This window comes from Streptomyces sp. NPDC085866 (assembly GCF_044541035.1).
Taxonomy (GTDB): Bacteria; Actinomycetota; Actinomycetes; order Streptomycetales; family Streptomycetaceae; genus Streptomyces.
Map to the genome: position 1 here is coordinate 1 of NZ_JBITSQ010000031.1, position 16,262 is coordinate 16,262.

General features: G+C 70.8%; 16 protein-coding genes. 5 read left to right on the forward strand and 11 right to left on the reverse strand.

What is annotated here, in order from left to right; translation table 11 throughout:
• Positions 1–155: 155 nt before the first annotated feature.
• On the reverse strand, positions 156–404 hold the full coding sequence (locus tag ACIF83_RS44440) for a hypothetical protein (protein WP_399736191.1): 249 nt from the start codon (positions 402–404) through the stop codon (positions 156–158).
• 435 nt (positions 405–839) lie between these two features.
• On the opposite strand from ACIF83_RS44440, the gene ACIF83_RS44445 reads away from it, so the two are divergent.
• On the forward strand, positions 840–1,547 hold the full coding sequence (locus ACIF83_RS44445) for a hypothetical protein (protein ID WP_399736194.1): 708 nt from the start codon (positions 840–842) through the stop codon (positions 1,545–1,547).
• Between the two features lie 523 nt (positions 1,548–2,070).
• Here the strand turns inward: ACIF83_RS44445 and ACIF83_RS44450 are convergent.
• Entirely contained in the window at positions 2,071–2,793 is a 723-nt protein-coding gene (locus ACIF83_RS44450; RefSeq protein WP_399736301.1) for a hypothetical protein, read from the reverse strand.
• 178 nt (positions 2,794–2,971) lie between these two features.
• Here ACIF83_RS44450 and ACIF83_RS44455 point away from each other — a divergent pair, with 178 nt between their 5' ends.
• Positions 2,972–3,421: a GNAT family N-acetyltransferase gene (locus tag ACIF83_RS44455; protein ID WP_393476419.1), complete on the forward strand. Its 450-nt coding sequence runs from the start codon at positions 2,972–2,974 to the stop codon at positions 3,419–3,421.
• Positions 3,422–3,449: 28 nt separating this feature from the next.
• Here the strand turns inward: ACIF83_RS44455 and ACIF83_RS44460 are convergent, their stop codons facing one another.
• On the reverse strand, positions 3,450–3,584 hold the full coding sequence (locus ACIF83_RS44460) for a hypothetical protein (protein ID WP_386574576.1): 135 nt from the start codon (positions 3,582–3,584) through the stop codon (positions 3,450–3,452).
• 138 nt (positions 3,585–3,722) lie between these two features.
• Between ACIF83_RS44460 and ACIF83_RS44465 the strand changes: the two genes are divergently transcribed.
• Complete coding sequence (locus tag ACIF83_RS44465) at positions 3,723–4,343, forward strand: class I SAM-dependent methyltransferase (RefSeq protein WP_393476416.1); 621 nt, start codon at positions 3,723–3,725, stop codon at positions 4,341–4,343.
• 30 nt (positions 4,344–4,373) lie between these two features.
• On the opposite strand, the gene ACIF83_RS44470 is transcribed toward ACIF83_RS44465, so the two are convergent.
• Together ACIF83_RS44470 and ACIF83_RS44475 are read right to left on the reverse strand one after the other, a co-directional pair.
• Positions 4,374–4,874 (reverse strand): DUF402 domain-containing protein, encoded by a 501-nt coding sequence (locus tag ACIF83_RS44470; protein WP_393476413.1) that lies wholly within the window; start codon positions 4,872–4,874, stop codon positions 4,374–4,376.
• Positions 4,855–5,784 (reverse strand): GNAT family N-acetyltransferase, encoded by a 930-nt coding sequence (locus ACIF83_RS44475; protein WP_399736199.1) that lies wholly within the window; start codon positions 5,782–5,784, stop codon positions 4,855–4,857. The genes ACIF83_RS44470 and ACIF83_RS44475 overlap by 20 nt, the downstream gene beginning before the upstream one ends.
• 72 nt (positions 5,785–5,856) lie before the next feature.
• On the opposite strand from ACIF83_RS44475, the gene ACIF83_RS44480 reads away from it, so the two are divergent.
• On the forward strand, positions 5,857–6,228 hold the full coding sequence (locus ACIF83_RS44480; RefSeq protein WP_393476408.1) for a GntR family transcriptional regulator: 372 nt from the start codon (positions 5,857–5,859) through the stop codon (positions 6,226–6,228).
• A 61-nt stretch (positions 6,229–6,289) separates the two neighbouring features.
• Here ACIF83_RS44480 and ACIF83_RS44485 read toward each other — a convergent pair whose 3' ends face one another.
• Both ACIF83_RS44485 and ACIF83_RS44490 read right to left on the reverse strand, forming a co-directional pair.
• Positions 6,290–7,063 (reverse strand): DUF72 domain-containing protein, encoded by a 774-nt coding sequence (locus ACIF83_RS44485; protein ID WP_399736203.1) that lies wholly within the window; start codon positions 7,061–7,063, stop codon positions 6,290–6,292.
• A 56-nt stretch (positions 7,064–7,119) separates the two neighbouring features.
• Positions 7,120–8,214, reverse strand: a complete 1,095-nt coding sequence (locus ACIF83_RS44490) for a DUF5925 domain-containing protein (RefSeq protein ID WP_393476402.1) — start codon at positions 8,212–8,214, stop codon at positions 7,120–7,122.
• A gap of 110 nt (positions 8,215–8,324) precedes the next feature.
• On the opposite strand from ACIF83_RS44490, the gene ACIF83_RS44495 reads away from it, so the two are divergent.
• Positions 8,325–9,746, forward strand: coding sequence for a xylan 1,4-beta-xylosidase (locus ACIF83_RS44495; RefSeq protein WP_399736304.1), 1,422 nt, complete (start codon positions 8,325–8,327; stop codon positions 9,744–9,746).
• A gap of 18 nt (positions 9,747–9,764) precedes the next feature.
• On the opposite strand, the gene ACIF83_RS44500 is transcribed toward ACIF83_RS44495, so the two are convergent.
• From ACIF83_RS44500 to ACIF83_RS44515, 4 genes are read right to left on the reverse strand one after another with little or no spacing between them, the layout of a single operon-like run.
• Complete coding sequence (locus ACIF83_RS44500; protein WP_399736206.1) at positions 9,765–13,595, reverse strand: lipopolysaccharide biosynthesis protein; 3,831 nt, start codon at positions 13,593–13,595, stop codon at positions 9,765–9,767.
• Positions 13,588–14,388, reverse strand: coding sequence for a polysaccharide deacetylase family protein (locus ACIF83_RS44505; RefSeq protein WP_399736209.1), 801 nt, complete (start codon positions 14,386–14,388; stop codon positions 13,588–13,590). The genes ACIF83_RS44500 and ACIF83_RS44505 overlap by 8 nt, the downstream gene beginning before the upstream one ends.
• Positions 14,385–15,416 carry a glycosyltransferase gene (locus ACIF83_RS44510; protein WP_398140806.1) on the reverse strand — a complete coding sequence of 344 codons (1,032 nt, stop codon included), beginning with the start codon at positions 15,414–15,416 and terminating at the stop codon, positions 14,385–14,387. The genes ACIF83_RS44505 and ACIF83_RS44510 overlap by 4 nt, the downstream gene beginning before the upstream one ends.
• Positions 15,413–16,234: a glycosyltransferase family 2 protein gene (locus ACIF83_RS44515; protein WP_398140805.1), complete on the reverse strand. Its 822-nt coding sequence runs from the start codon at positions 16,232–16,234 to the stop codon at positions 15,413–15,415. The genes ACIF83_RS44510 and ACIF83_RS44515 overlap by 4 nt, the downstream gene beginning before the upstream one ends.
• Positions 16,235–16,262: the final 28 nt, after the last annotated feature.

The window sequence follows — 16,262 nt, forward strand, 5'->3', positions numbered from 1 at the left end:
CCTCCGTGCGGTGCAGTCCTAGACAGCTCCACCACACCGGAGGTCTTCGCCATGATCAAGCCCGGCAAGCGTCAACAACGCTCGTGATCAATACATCTAGCACGTGTCTGGCACAGGCGCTGCCCCCGTTCCGTGCGTCTGCTGTGAGCCTTGGACTACTCGTAGTTGGTCGCAGCCTGCAAGGCTCGTGCGAAGAAGCTCCAGTCACCGCTGGCGGGCAGATTGCGGCCGGCGTTGCTGTACCAGCCGTCCGCGTCGTCGATCCAGGCTGCCAGCGCCTCCAGGAAACTCGCGAGGTCCGCGTTCTCCCATGAGCGGCCCTCATCGGTGTGGTTGCGATGGAGGGCACGTACGAAGGCAGCCAGGTCCTCTTTGCTGTCGACGCGATCAGGAGACGTGTTCACGAGCGGCACCCTACTTGGCACGCCCGTGGTAGGGCCGAGGCTTGGTGAGCAACCAACCGCTGTAGCCTGCGGTGGCGTTGTCCTCCTGCGCGCTGATGTGCTCTCACCATGGCAACCGTCTAACCGCTTCGGCTGCTGCCGTCGACTAGGCGTGCCAACGGCGGTGGCAGAGGCGGGCGCGGTGTTGGGGAGGGGAACGCGCGCGCGAGTCTCCGGGGAGGGATCGAGGGATCCCCGCATCTCGTCGTGGCTGGAAAGAATCTGTACGATGCGTGCGCCCATGGGCTCTTGTCGGGAAACGTCCCGCGGGGGCCCTTCTTCTCACCGCGGGGGATGCATATGCGCAGACGCGCTTCGGTCGCCACTCTGTCCGGCGCCCTGGTTCTCTCTTCGGCTCTGGTGTTTCCCACCGTCGCGCAGGCGCACGCGGGGCCTATGACCAGTGACGACGACACGACGATCACGAAGGTCGTCGTCAACGGGGGCAAGGACATCGTCCTCGGCACCTCCGCCGAGAAGTCGTTCACCGCCACGGTGACCGCGGCCGACCCGGACGGCGTCACCGGCGGCTGGGTCGCCCTGTGGCACGGCACCTCCTTCGATGACCAGGGCAGGGACGGCGTTCTGCTGCCCGCCGAGGAGGGATCGGGCTCATGCGTGGCAGCCGATGCCCAGACGTCGACGTGCACGGTCCACTTCACCGTGGATCCGAAGGTCGACATGACCACGAACTCCTATGCGGGCACCTGGCACGCGTACGCCATCGCGTACGGCCGCCCGAGCGGTTCCGTCAGCGACGGATACGCCGGCTCTGTGCATGTGAAGCGCAACACCACGCTGACCGCGGATGCCTCGCCCGAGCCGGTGGTCCATGGCCGGACCATCACGGTCAAGGGCACGCTCACCCGCGCCAACTGGGAGACCCATGCGTACGCGGGCCTGAGCAACGTGTCGGTGAAGCTCCAGTACCGCAAGTCGGGCACCAGCACGTACACGACTCTCAAGACCGTCACCAGCGGCTCCGGCGGAGCGGTGAAGGCCACCACGACGGCGACGAGCGACGGGTACTACCGCTTCTCCTACGCGGGTACCACGGCCACCGACGCCGCGACGTCGGCCAGCGACTTCGTCGACGTCCAGTAGGAACCCGGGACCCGCTTCCGGGACCAGGGACAGGGGAGCGGGGAACCCCGCCGTCGAGATCGGTCTCGGTCTCCCGGATGCGGGGTTCACGTCGCGTACGGGTTCTCCTCGCCCTCCTTGAGGATGCCCACCGGTCGTCCCCTGGGGACAGATCGCGTTGACCTGCAAGGGCGTCCGAGCGCGATCGATCCGCGTGCGATTCGTCGACGATTCGCGTTCGTTTCGCGCGCGATTCTCGTGCAGAACTGCGTCAAGGGCGGTCGCCTGCCTCGGACATGCAGGCGCCCCGTACCGCGAGGGATGCGGTACGGGGCGCAGGCGCAGCGACCGGGCGCTACTCGGTGGCGGTGTCAGCGACGGTCACGACGAGTTGCTGCAGCTTCCCGCCGAATGACAGTCGGCCCGTGGGGATGTCACCGCAGCTGCTGCCACCCGTGTGGTTGTCTGCACGAAGTCGCGAGCCAGGGTCTTCACCCGCTCGGCTTCGTGCTTGATCGCATGCTCGACGGCCGTCCTGGGCGCCTCACTGTGTCACGAGCATGTAGGTGTTCTCGAGCTCGTCCTGCACGACGTGCGCCTCTCCGGTCACGGTACGCAGCGAGAGGTCGTGTGCCGGGGTGTCCTCGCGGTACGTCCATCCATCCGGGAGTTGTAGCCGGTCCGCCAGCCCGGGAAGCGCGTCCAGGTCGAGGGTGTCGTCCACGATGTGTGAGTACGCCTGCATCACGTACGTACGGCCATCGGGATCGCGCAGTTGATAGACGGGCTTGCCCGCGGCGAACAGCCATTCGGTGTCCCGGTCGATCACCACGTCCTTGTAGAAGCGCTCGCTTCCCCTGCTGTTGAGGTCCAAGCCCGCGGGAATTTCCAGTGCGGCGACCCAGCGTGCCTCCAGCCCCTGGAACGAGTGGATGTCGCCGACCCTGGACACGGTGATGCGGTCCATCAGCCAGAACCGTGGACCGTTCAACCAAGCGGCAGGCACCTCGGCATCGCGGGCAACGCTGCCTGCATCCAGAGCCGACCACTTCTCAGGCGGGCAGTCGTTGAGGCCCATGGTGTTGTACACCTCGGCCCGAAGCTCTCCCCGTTCCCCAGAGCTGATCAGGATGATCTCTCCGTAGCGGGCGTTGCGGACCTCGTCGAGCTGCCTGGTCTCGTGGGTAGTTGACATCGGGAACTCCCTGCCGAACGTCTGGCCGACCTCACGCCAACCACGTTCGTCGCCGCTTTGGGCCGTGAGCATCACCCTGCAGGGGTGAATGCCTGGCTGACTCGGCTGCTGTCCGTCCAAGCGGGTGCGCGAGTTCTCCGGGAAGGGCGTCGACGTCGTGCTCGACGGGCTCGGCGGCGAAGGGAAAGCCCGTACGCGTGCCATGAGCCTCCGACGCTCGGACTGCGCTGAGGTGGATAACCTTCCCGCCATGACGAACGACGAGATCCGGCCCGCCCGGGCTGCCGACGTGCCGGCCGTGAAGGCCGTGACCGATGCGGCGTACCACCGCTACATCGAGCGCATCGGGGTGGTGCCGCAGCCCATGGAGGCGGACCATGCGGCGGACGTGGCCGCGGGCCGGGTGTTCGTGTTCGGGGAGCCGGTGGCCGGGCTCGTCGTGGTCGAGGCTCACGGGGACCACCTGTTTCTCGACAGCATCGCCGTCCGTCCGGACGCGCACGGCAAAGGGGTGGGGCGGCGCCTGCTGGAGTTCGTGGACGCACGCGCGCGTGCGCTCGGCCTGCCCGAGGTCAGGCTCTACACGAACGCGCTGATGTGGGAGAACCAGAAGATCTATCCGAGGTTCGGCTACGAGGTCGTGGAGCGGCGCGTGGACGGGCCGTACGACCGCATCCACTACCGGAAACGACTGGTCTGACCCCGGACACCGGAATCTGCCGGCCCGGTCAGCTGTCCGGCCACCAGGTGCGTGCGATGTCCTTGCGCACCTCCGGACGCCCCGCGGGGCGCTCCTCCGCCTCTTCGCGGATCCGGCGGCCGTCCGTCCTCTTCAGGGGCTTCTGCACGGTCACTCGGCGCATGGCTGCCTCCTTCAGTGCCCACCTGGATCCGTGGTGTCACGGAGGTGGACCCTTTGGGCGAGAGTTCCTCATCGGTGCCGGTCTGTCAGTGGTGGCTGTCACGTCGGGACTGTCAGTGGCGGGTGTCACTCTGGGGGAATGACGAACGAGAGTGAGCGCTTGGTTGCGTTGGGTACCGAGGTGGACTGGGACGCGGCGGCCACCGCGTTCGACGACGAGCCGGACCACGGCCTGCGCGCACCGGAGGTGCGTGCCCGCTGGGCGGCACTGCTCCGGTCCTGGCTGCCCGAGCACCCCGCCGACGTACTGGACCTCGGCTGCGGCACCGGCAGTCTGTCGCTCCTCGCCGCCGAGCAGGGACACCGGGTGACCGGCGTCGACAGCTCGCCGGCCATGGTCGAGCGGGCCCGGGCCAAGCTCGCCGGACGGGACGCGGCGGTCCTGCACGGGGACGCCGCCGTGCCGCCGGTGGGGGAGCAGCGGTACGACGTCGTCCTCGTCCGGCATGTGCTGTGGACCCTGCCCGACCCCGCGCGCGTCCTGCGGCACTGGCGCACCCTGCTGCGGCCCGCAGGCCGGTTCGTGCTGGTCGAGGGCGTCTGGGGGACCCTCGCCCCGGTCGGCATACCCGCCGACCGGCTCACCGCCCTGCTGGAGCCCGTCGCCGGGCACGTGCGCGTGGAGCGGCTGTCCGACGACCCCGTGCTGTGGGGGAAGACCGTGGACGACGAGCGGTATGCGGTGGTCGCGACCGTGTAGACGGTGCAGTCGGGCGGAGCCTGCGCGGCGTCAGATCAACAGCTTCTCGAAGCCGCCCGCGCGGGCCAGCGCCTCCAGCTCGTCCAGGGCGGCCACGGCGGCGGACGCGGCCTCGGGGTCCGTGTCCGCCAGCCCGCTCTCGGCGAACTCGTCCTCGTCCAGACGCCGTACGTCCGTGCCGTCGGCGGAGCGCCACAGGTCCAGGTCGAGGTCCTCGACGACCAGCTCGGTGCCGGACCGGACGGCCGGGCGCGTGATGTCGCAGTACCAGCCCTTGAGGGTGCCGTCCCCGGCCCGGACCTCCTTCACCGAGTACCAGCGGTCCCGCCAGTAGTGCTCGGTGAACACGTCGCCCGCCTCGAACCGCACGAAGCCGAAGTCGCGGACGCCCTCGCCCGCCCACGGGGCGCGGACCGAGACGCGGACACCATCGTCGGCCAGCAGCTCCGCCGGATAACGGATCTTCGTGCGGCCGCCCTTGACCAGGACGACCTCCACCCGGCCGGCGGTCTCAGCCGAGTTCGCGGACATAGCGCACCTCCGTCGCGCAGATCTCGTACCCGAGCCACTTGTTGATCGCGATCATCGGGTCGTTGCCGGCGTCGTTGCCCGTGAAGGCCTCGGTGAGGCCGGCGGCACGTGCCCGGTACAGGGAGTGGATCTTGGCGAGCTTGGCCAGGCCCCGGCCGCGGTGGGTCCGGGCCGTGCCGGTCATCGCGGTGGTGTAGCGGGTGGCGCCGTCGGTGTAGGCCACACTGAAGGCGACCGGACGGCCGTCGACGACCGCGGCCATGGTCAGCTCGGGGTGCAGCAGCGGATGCCTCCACGTCTGCTCCAGCCAGGCGTCGTAGTCCGTGAACTCGACGTTGATCTCGCCGGGTTCGTCCGGCACCGTTTCCGCGTCCAGCTCGAACAGCGGCCGCGGGTCGTCCGCGAAGTCGGCGGCCGTGCGCAGCTCCACGCCCGGCGGGATCTCCGGGAGCGGCGGGAGGGCGCCGTGCGCCAGGTCCAGACGGAGGAAGTGCGCGGGGCGCCCCCGGGTGTAGCCGTGCCGGTCGGCGAAGGCGTGATGGGCCGGCTCGTCGAGGACCCACGTGTACAGCTTGGTCGCGCCCACGGCGGCGAGATGCTCCTCGGCGGTCCGGGCGAGGAGCCGGCCGGCGCCGCGGTGGACGCGGTCCGGGCGTACATAGATGTTGAGGTACCCCTGGCCCGGCTCCGTGCTGTCGTGCGCCAGGGAGACCCCGGCCGTGCCGATCACCTCGCCGTCCTCGACCGCGATCAGCGCGCGGAAGTGGGCGTCGGGGTGACTGTGGGCGAGGGTGTGACGGACGGACTCCGGGGTGAACAGGATGTACGGCAGGGCGAGATGGCGGACCCGGGCATAGCCCTCGGTGTCGGCTTGGACGTCGGGCTGCAGGTCGCGCACGATCACAGTCATGAGGAGGCACCGTACGGGGAGATGTGCGGGGGATGCCTCTGATTTTCCGGTGGGTACGGGACAATCGGCCTTGTGAGCCTGAAGATCCACATCGATGACAGTGCGCCGCCGTACGAACAGGTGCGGGCGCAGATTTCCGAGCAGGCGCGATCCGGGGTGCTGCCGGTGGGGTACCGGCTGCCGACCGTGCGGGGGCTGGCCGAGTCGCTGGGGCTCGCGGTGAACACGGTCGCCAAGGCGTACCGGGCGCTGGAGGGCGACGGGGTGATCGAGACGCGGGGGCGCAACGGCACGTTCGTGGCTGCCGCCGGCTCGGCCGCGGTGCGTGAGGCGTCGCTGGCTGCTCAGGCTTACGCGGAGCGGGTTCGGCGGCTCGGGCTGACCGAGGACGAGGCGTCGGCCGCGGTGCGGGATGCCCTGCGGGCGGCTTACGGGGAGGGCTGAGGAGAGTTCGGCACCGCCGGGAGGGGCCGTCATGGCTGAGCACCGTTGCGGCGGACATCGCCTAACGGCGTGATGAGAGGACACCCGGCGTTCGCGTCACGGTCAGGCCCGCTCTCGTCGCCGCCGTCCCGAACGTCACCGCGTCCTCCACCGCCGCTCCGCCGGGATCGTTGTTGAAGTACGCGTACACGTCCTCGGCGTCGGTCCAGGTCGTCGCGATGCGGTCCACCCACGTCTCCAGGGACCGTCGGCCGTAGCGCGGCCACGGCTGGGCGCGCCCCTCGTGGAAGCGGAGGTAGCCCCAGTCCGTCGTGCGCCACAGGGGAGTCACCGGGTGGGCCCGGACGTCCGCCCAGCACAGGGCCGCGCTCCGGGACTCCAGGAGCCTGCGCACCTCGGGTGTCCACCACGAGTCGTGGCGTGGCTCGACCGCGACTCGTGTGCCGGAGGGGAAGCAGGCCAGGCAGGTGTCCAGCAGGGACGGGTCCGCGCGCAGCGTGGGTGGGAGCTGGAGGAGGACCGGGCCGAGGCGGGCGCCCAGGCCCGCCGCGTGGGTCATCAGGCGGTGGACCGGCTCCTCGGGGTCCTTCAGCCGCTTGATGTGCGTGAGGTACCGGCTCGCCTTCACCGCCACCACGAAGTCGTCCGGCACCCGGTCCCGCCAGGCCTCGAAGTTCTCCCGCGTCGGCAGCCGGTAGAAGGCGTTGTTGATCTCCACCGTGGCGAAGCGCGTCGCGTACTCCTCCAGCCACAGCCGGGTCGGACGGTCGACCGGATACAGGACCCCCCGCCAGTCCTTGTACTGCCACCCGGACGTGCCGACGAACAGGGTCATATGTCCATCAAAGCACCGGAGGCGATCGGCTACAGGTCCTACAGGTACTACAGGACCTACAGGTACAGCCCCGCGTCCGCGCCGTCCCGCGCCCCCGGGACCGACGTCGGTGCCGTGCCCCGGCGCAGCGCGAACAGCTCGGCCAGGGTCGCGCCCTCGCGGCCGACGCCCTCCTCGGTGCCGAGCCAGTTCACCGCCTCGTGGCGGGTCAGCGCGCCCACCTCGATGCGGGCCAGGCAGCGGCCGGGGCGGACCACGGCCGGGTGCAGACGCTCCAGGTCCTCGTTGGTGGTGACGCCGACCAGGACGTTGCGGCCCTGGCCGAGCAGGCCGTCGGTGAGGTTGAGCAGCCGGGACAGGGCCTGCCCCGCGGTGTGCCTGGCCTCGCCGCGGATCAGCTCGTCGCAGTCCTCCAGCAGGAGCAGCCGCCAGCGGCCCTTGCCCGCGCTGTCCTCCTCGCCGATCGCGATGTCCATCAGGTAGCCGACGTCGGAGAAGAGCCGCTCCGGGTCCAGCACGCAGTCCACCTGACACCAGTCCCGCCAGGAGCGGGCGAGCGTGCGCAGCGCGGAGGTCTTGCCGGTCCCGGGCGGGCCGTGCAGCAGGAGCAGCCGGCCCGCGATGTCCTCCGGAGTCGTCTTCATCAGGCGGTCCATCGCGTCCGCCACGGGGGCCGTGTAGTTGGGGCGCACCTCGTCCCAGGTGCCCGCGGAGATCTGGCGGGTGGTGCGGTGCGGGCCGCGCCGCGGGGAGACGTACCAGAAGCCCATGGTCACGTTCTCCGGCTGCGGTTCCGGCTCGTCGGACGCGCCGTCCGTGGCCCGGTCGAGAACCGTCTTCGCCAGCTCGGCGCTGGTCGCGGTCACCGTGACGTCCGCGCCGCGGTTCCAGCGGGAGACCAGCAGGGTCCAGCCGTCGCCCTCCGCGAGGGTCGCGCTGCGGTCGTCGTCGCGCGCGACCCGCAGCACCCGGGCGCCCTCCGGCAGCAGGGTCGCCCCGGAGCGCACGCGGTCGATGTTCGCCGCGTGCGAGTACGGCTGCTCGCCCGTCGCGAAGCGGCCGAGGAACAGCGCGTCGACGACGTCGGACGGAGAGTCGGAGTCGTCGACGTGGAGCCTGATCGGCAGAGCTTCGTGCGGGTTCACGGCCATGCCGCCATGATCCGGCACCGATGCCCTCCGCGCACGGCATTTCCACCCCTTGTCCCGGGTGTTCCCAAGAGCCGCCCCGTACCTGGTCTCCGCCGTTACTGTTGTCCATGATGGGACGTCATGAGTGGTATACGGGGAATCGACGGTGGCGGCTCACCGCCCTGCTCGGTGTGGGCGTGGCCGCTCTGGCCCTGGTCGTCACCCTGATCAACACGCTGCCCGGCGGCGGAAGCACCGCCGGTACCTCGCGCGACGGCGACAAGGTCCACGGCACGCCCGCCACCCCGCCCGAGCGCCCGGAGCCGTACGTGGGCTGGGGTTTCACCCACACCCAGTACAGCGCCGACCAGGGCAGCGGCGCGGCCACCGACCGGGTCGCCGGGCTGCTCGCGCAGCACGGCGGGCTGCCGCAGGACCAGGCCCTCATGGGCTGGGGCGCCGACAACCCCGAGCCGGTGAAGGGCCATTACGACTTCGGCGCCATGGACCGCCGCATCGACTTCATCCGCAGGTCCGGCGGCACCCCCGTGGTCACGCTGTGCTGCTCGCCGGACTGGATGAAGGGCGGCAGGGCCGGCGTCGACAACACCGACTGGAGCCAGGCCGCCCTGGAGACCGCGCCCACCCCGGACCACTACCAGGACTTCGCCGACCTCGCCGCGACCGTCGCCAAGCGCTATCCCGACGTACGCCACTTCATCGTGTGGAACGAGTTCAAGGGCTTCTGGAACAACGCCAGGGGCCGCTGGGACTACGAGGGCTACACGACGATGTACAACCTTGTCTACAAGGCGCTGAAGAAGGTCGACAAGGACATCATGGTCGGCGGCCCGTACCTGGTCATGGACAGTGTCGACCCGCGGCAGCAGGAGAACGCGTCGACCGCCCTCCGGGGTGCCTGGGGTGCCATGGACCAGCGGGTCCTCGATGCCTTCGGCTACTGGAACAGCCACAAGGCCGGCGCCGACTTCGTGGTCGTCGACGGCTCCAGCTACACCAACGACGACGACCTGCTGCCCGACGAGTTCGCGGCCACCGACAAGCTCACCGCGGTGGGCGAGTGGGTACGGCAGCAGACCCATGACCTGCCCCTGTGGTGGGCCGAGTACTACGTCGAGCCCGCCGACGGCAAGGACGAACGCAAGGGCTGGTCCGAGGCGCACCGCCTCGCCGTGCACGCCACCGGGATGATCGCCATGGTCAAGGGCGGCGCCGACTCCGGCTTCTACTGGAACCCGGAGAAGAAGACGGGCACCGACTGCCCCGGCTGCCTGTGGACGCCGACCGACACGCCGGGCGGGGGCAGGGAACTCCCCCTGTACGACCTGGTGTCCCGGTTCGACCGGGCGTTCCCGCCGGGCACCCGGTACGAGACGGTGTCCGTCGCCCAGGACGACGTGCCCAACGTACGGGTGCTGGCCGGCAGCAGGACGGTCCTCGTGGTCAACACCCTCGACCGGCCGATCAGCGCCCAGGTCGACGGAAAGCGGTTCGACATGCACGCGTACGAGGTGCGGTGGCTCGACCGCTGAGCCACCGCCCCGTACCCGTCACTTCATCGTCAGGAACCGCTGTACCAGCGAGGCCAGCAGCACCGCCAGCAGCGGCACCGAGAACCAGAAGCTGCCCTGCAGCCAGCGCAGTTGTCCGATGCTCGGCCGCGCCGCGACCCGGACCACCTCGCGCGCGGTGAGCAGCAGGATCAGCGCCACGGCGGCCAGCGCGCCGACCACCGACCACGACGTCCACGTCACCTGCGGCCCGATCCGGCCCGGGTTCGGCTTCGGCACCGGGCCCGTCGGCTGCTTGCGCAGCGCGTACACGGTGACGTCGGCGTTGACCAGGACCCTCGTCAACTCCTGCCGGTCGTCCAGGTTGTGGATCAGCCGGGACTTCCAGGTCGCCGAGTAACCCGCGTCCAGCTCCAGATAGGTCACCTGACTCTCGTTGATCATCAGATACGAGTTCGGGCCCGCATCCTTGAGCGCCTTGACCAGACCGGACACCAGCACCGGGTCGACGGGTGCCGACGTCGGCACGTAGTTCACCCGTTCCATGTCCCGGGCGCCCCACGGCATGGCCGGGGTCACGTCGTTGACCGTGTCCTGGCTCAGCCACAGCAGCCGTACCGTCGGCCGGTCGTGGGCGTACACCCAGTCCATGGCCGCGACCTCGCCGGGCCGGGTCCGCTCGAACGACTCGTTGCCCCACCGGGCCACCAGGAAGCCGCCCATCAGCAGCAGCCCGGTGAGCAGCGCGGCCAGGGGGGCGAGACCGATCCGCTCCTTCTCGCGCTCCCTCGCGGTGACGCCGGTACGCGGGAACAGGGCGAGCGCGCCGAGCAGGGCCGCGCCCGGCACCGCGAACATGAAGACGCGCAGCGCCATCTCGCCGCCGTACGACTGCATGCCGAAGCCCAGAAACGGGACGAAGGTGAGCACCAGCAGCGACCGTTCGCGGTACCGGTGGAAGCGCCGCCGCCACCAGCCCCAGCAGGCGAGGGCCAGCACCGAACCGGCCAGCAGGACCCGGATGTACAGGACCAGCTTGTGCGTCGGGTTCCCGCCCTGGATACGGCCGGAGACCGAGGTCGAGACGTTGCTGCCGACTCCACCGACCCCGCCGAAGAGGTCGTCGAAGTGCCCGGACCAGTACGGCTCGGCCATGAAGCAGACCCAGACCGCGACCAGCACCGTGAACAGGATGGGCAGCCCGCGCAGCTCCGACCGGCCGAGCAGCACCAGCGCGGCGAGCACGCCGAGCATCACGAACGGGGTGAGCTGGTGCGCCGGGACGCTCGCCGCGTACAGACCGATCAGCACCAGGAGCAGCACGGCCCGCCGGCGCCGGTCGGTGGGCTCGACCTCGGCCTCGCCCGGACGGAACTTCGTCCAGACCGCGTGGGGAGCCCGGAACCACACCAGCAGGATCGCCACGAACACGAGGTACAGCAGGAACGTGAAGCCCTGCGGGGAGAAGTAGTCCTGTCCGACCCAGCCGCTGAGCACGAAGAGCCACACGCCGGTCCACTTGGCCCGCCAGCTCGCCCGAAGCGACCTGGTGAGCAGGAACATCGGAGCCAGATAGGCGAGTTGGACCGCCGTCGGCCACCAGCGGATGATCTCCGTGAAGTCGTCGATCCCGCACGCCCGGGCGACGAACGCGGCCACCGCGAAGAATCCCGGCCAGCTCCAGCGGGCGTCCAGATCCGGTACGGCGGACCCGGTGCGGTCGATGTAGTCGATGAAGCCGAGGTGCTGCCAGGCCGTCGCGAACCGCGGCTCGGTCTCCAGCACCGCGGGCAGCGCGTGCAAAGACACCACGGTCGCGAGCAGCGTGACCAGCAGCAGGGCCCGGTGCTCGCGGCGCAGCCGGAGCAGTGAGGCGAACACCGTGATCAACAGGGCCGCCCCCACCAGCGTCGGCAGCGGCAGCACGGAGACCAGGCCGAGCCCGCCCATCCCGTCGAGGTCTGCCTCGCCGAGGCGCAGCGCGGGCACCCAGTACAGCAGGAGCGCGGCGATCAGCAGACAGCCGAGAACGACACCGGAGCGGGTGAGCCCCGGGCGGGCGGGAGGTGCGGACGGCCCCTCGTCCCCGGCCTCGTCCGGGGATTCGTCGACGACTTCGTCCACCACGGCATGCTCGGCTGCCACGGCCTCGAACGGCGCGTCGACCTCCGCCTCCTTCAGCAGTGCCGCCTCGGCCGGACCCAGCGACGCCTCCGCGCCCGGTTCCGGCTCCTCGACCGGTCGCGGCACGGGTGTGCCCGCGGGCGGGGTGCCGGGGCCCGGGCGGACGTCCGGCCGGCGTTCGACGTGGTCGAAGTCGACGTGGATGCCGAGGGCGAGGGTGTCGTTGTCCAGCGCCCAGGACGGGCTGCGCCGGGGTGCCGAGGCGGCGGGGCCGGTGGGGGTCCCCCCGCTCGTGGGGGTCCTCCCGCCCGAGCGAGGCCGAGAGCGGGGGAGAAGCCGAGAGCGGGGGAGCACCGACAGGTCGGCGAGGTCCCCGTCGGGTGCCGCCGTCTCCGGCAGGGCAGGGGGTGCGGACCGGATGGTCCGCCACAGCTTCGGCGCGGCGATCGCGACGATCACCGCGAGACTCGAGATCTCGGCGACGCCCGCTCCGGTCAGGCCCATCCGGGGCAGGAGCAGCAGCGTCAGTCCGAGCACGAGCACGCACAACAGGCCCTGCAGCCAGGCGAGTCCGGCGGTACGGCTCTGCGCGCGCAGCACCGCGAAGTACGTCTCCATGACGACCCGCAGCACCGCGCCCACCGCGAACCAGCGCAGCAGCGGGGTCGCCGCGTCCGCGTAGCCGGCGCCGAAGACGCCCAGGATCCGGGGGGCGCCGACGAACAGCACGCTCGCGATCGGCAGCATGATCCGGGCCATCCGCTTGAGCGCGGCGCGGGTGTTGGCGGCGAGCCGCCCCGGGTCGTGCGAGCCCTCGACCGTGAGGGACGCGCCCATGTTGATGGCGAGCAGGTTGGTCGTGCCGCCGATGGTGGTGGTGATGTAGAAGTAGGCGTTGTCCTCGGAGCTGACCTGCGAGGCGATGATCACCGGGACGAGATAGACCACGGCGAGCGAGAACAGCGAGCCGGTGTAGTCGCCGGCGAGGAACCGTCCGATCTCCTTCAGCGACGGCGGCTCGGCGTGGTCCGCGGTCGCCTTGACATGCCGTGGCACCAGCCGCCGGAACACCAGCCAGCCCAGCGGCACCACCGAGGTGGCGATCGCGGCGACCCAGGACACGAAGACGCCGGTGGTCGGGATCGCCACGGCGAACGCGACGAGCAGCCCCAGCTTCACCGCCGAGAACACGGTGTTGCCCACCGGCACCCAGGGCGCGCTGCGCAGCCCGGTCAGCACGCCGTCCTGGAGGGTGAGCAGGTTCCAGGCGACGACGGCCGCGATGAAGCCGAGCCCGTTGACCGGCCCGTGCAGGAAGCGGTACGACGGCCCCCACACGTCCAGCGTCAGCAGGAAGATCCCCGCTGCCACCGCCACGACCAGCGAACTGCCCGCGTACGTACGGAAGATGAGCCGCCCGGTACGCTGCCCGGACACCGGTATGAAGCGGGCCAGGGCGCCGGTCAGGGTCACCGCGGTCAGCCCCGCGAGCAGCTTCATCGCGGCGATGGCGGCGGAACCCTGCCCCACCGCCGATTCGGAGTAGTAGCGCGCCGCGGCCAGCCAGAAGCCCAGCCCGAGGACGGCGGAGATGCCGGTGTTGAGCATCAGCGCGTAGGCGTTGCGGAACAGCTGGTTGCCGCCGGCCCCCCGGCCCGTCCCGGGCAGGCGGAGGCGGCGCCCCGACTGCTCGGGCGCCTGGTCCTCGGGCGTTGCGGCCTCGGTCGTGGTGGTCGTGTCAGACACGGGAACGAATGGCCTTCCGGCGGACCTGGCGTGCTCTGCGTACGAGGGCGTACCCCTTGGTCAGCGCGTGGTCCTTGGCGAAGTTACGGGTGATGGCACGGCCCTGGAGCAGCCGCTCGAACTCCTCGACGTCCGTGCCGCGGCGGACGGTGACGCGTTGCAGGGCGTACGGCCCCTGGCGGCGGCGGGCGAGCCCGTTGCCGACGGCGAGCGCCTGGGCGTACCCGGCCTCCCGGACCGCGGTGCGGACCCGGCGGCTGGAGTAGCCGTAGGGGTAGGCGAACGACACGGGCCGTGCGCCGAGTTCGCCGGTGACGATCTCCGTGCTGCGGACCAGTTCCGCGCGCAGGCCGGCGTCGTCGAGCTGGTCGAGCTGCGGGTGGGAGTGGCTGTGCCCGCCGATCTCGACCCCGGTGTCCGCGAGGTCGCGCACCTGCTGCCAGTCGAGCATGGCGTCCAGACTGCCCCCGGTGTCGTACGCGCCCCTGATCCAGCCGGTGGAGACGAACAGCGTGGCCGGGAAGCCGTGCTTGGCGAGCACGGGCAGGGCGTGCCGGTGGATCCCCTCGTAGCCGTCGTCGAAGGTGATCAGCACCGGCCGCTCGGGCAGCGGGCGGCCGGACCGCCAGCGGGCTGCGAGGTCGGCGGTGGTGACCGGGGTCAGGCCCAGGTCGCCGATGAGCGCCATCTGCTCGGCGAAGGCCTCCGGAGCGACCGAGAGGGCCCGGGTGGCGTCGTTCGGTGCGCTCGCCACCGCGTGGTACATGAGGATGGGTACGGCGGTGTCGCTCATGGGCGTTCCCCCTCCTCCGTCCCCGCACCCGTGTCGCTGCCCGGTGTGCTCGCCGGCGCGACCGGCACCACGGAGAACGTCGGCCCGCCTCGCCGCGCCCGCACGCTGCCCACGACGTAGCCGCCCGCCGCGGTGAGCACCCCCGCGACGATCGCCCCCGCGCGTCCGGCGCCGCCCGGGCGGGCGAGCAGGGCGTCCCGCAGGCCGCGGGCGATCCCGGCGGGCAGGACCCGGGTGGTGTACCGGCGTTCGGACTCGAGTCCCCGGCCGGCGCCGACGCTGCGGGCCACCAGCGCCTTGGACAGGCCCTCGGCGTAGGCGCGGGTGCGGAAGTAGTCGAAGTGCTCGCGGGCGGCGGGCACCCGGTGGTGGATCACCGCGCGGTCGTCGATGAGCAGGACCGCGTCGGGGCGGGCCCGGGTGAGGCGGATGCACAGTTCCGTCTCCTCGCAGCCCAGTGGGCGCCGGTCGCCGTCGCGGCCGATGCCGGTCGCGAAGCCGCCCGCCGCGTCGAACGCCGTACGCCGGAACGAAGCGTTTCCGCCCAACACGTTGCGCACCCGGACCCGGCCCGGCGGCAGCCCCCGGTAGGTGCAGCCCACCACCCAGTCGAACTCCTCCGGGAACCAGGCGGGACGCCGGCCCGAGGCCCAGACGGGCAGCGTACGGCCGCCGACCGCCATCACCCGCGGGTCGGCGTATCCCTCGGCGAAGCGGCGCAGCCAGTCCCGCTCGGCCACGGCGTCGTCGTCGAGGAAGGCGATCACCTCGCCGTGGGAGGCGGCGACTCCGGTGTTGCGGCCGGCCGACAGACCGCGCGGGCCGGCGTTGCCGAGCACGCGCACATCGCCAGCCTCCTTGTACTCGCGGGCCAGCCGTTCCCGCAGGGCCTGGTTGTGGTCGACGACCAGGAGCGTCTCCTGCGCCGGATACGACTGCGCGCGCACCGAGGAGACCGCCGCGAGGATGTCCTCCCAGCGGTCCTCGGTGTACACGCAGATCACGACGGAGATGTCGGGATCTCTCAAGTCACCTCTCCCCGCCCGGTGTTCAGCAGTCGCTCGTGGTGGGCCTGGCGGCGCAGGGCACGCCGGTTGGAGCGCTCCTTGAGGATGACCTTCAGCACCCGGATCCCGTCCCGCACGGCCCGCAGATTGCTCGTGCCGTGGATGCGGAGGTACTCGTGGCTGGGGATCTCCTGCACCTTCAGCCCCGCCTTGACCACTCTGATGTTCATCAGGGTCTCGACCTCGAAGCCGGTGCAGTCGAGGTCGATCTTGTCGAGGCAGTGCCGCCAGAAGGCGTTGTACCCGTAGCAGAGATCGGTGTAGCGGGCGCCGAACTTGCGGTTGACGACGGTGCACAGCGCCCAGTTGCCGAGCTTGCGGATGAAGGTCATGTCGTCCGTGCCGCCGCCGTTGGCGAAGCGCGAGCCCTTGGCGAAGTCGGCGCCCGAGACGAGGGCGGACACGTACGACACGATCTCGTTGCCGTCGGCCGAGCCGTCCGCGTCGACCATCACGATGATGTCACCGGTGCACGCCTCGAACCCGGTGATCAGGGCATCCCCCTTGCCCTTGCCCTGCTGTTCGACGACGCGCACCCCGGGCCGCAGCGAGCGGGCCACTTCGACGGTGTCGTCGGTGGAATTGCCGTCCACGAGAACCACTTCGTGTATCCAGTCCGGAAGGGTCTTGAAGACGTAGGGCAGATTCTCCGCCTCGTTCATGGCGGGAATCACCACGCTCACCGGCGGAGTGATCGCCAGGTGAGAGGAGATGGGCCGGTAGTGGGTGGCCATTAACGGGTCTTGGCCCGAACTCGGCGGATGCAGGACAGAACTCATGAGTGTGGTCCCTCTCGTCCGGTGGACC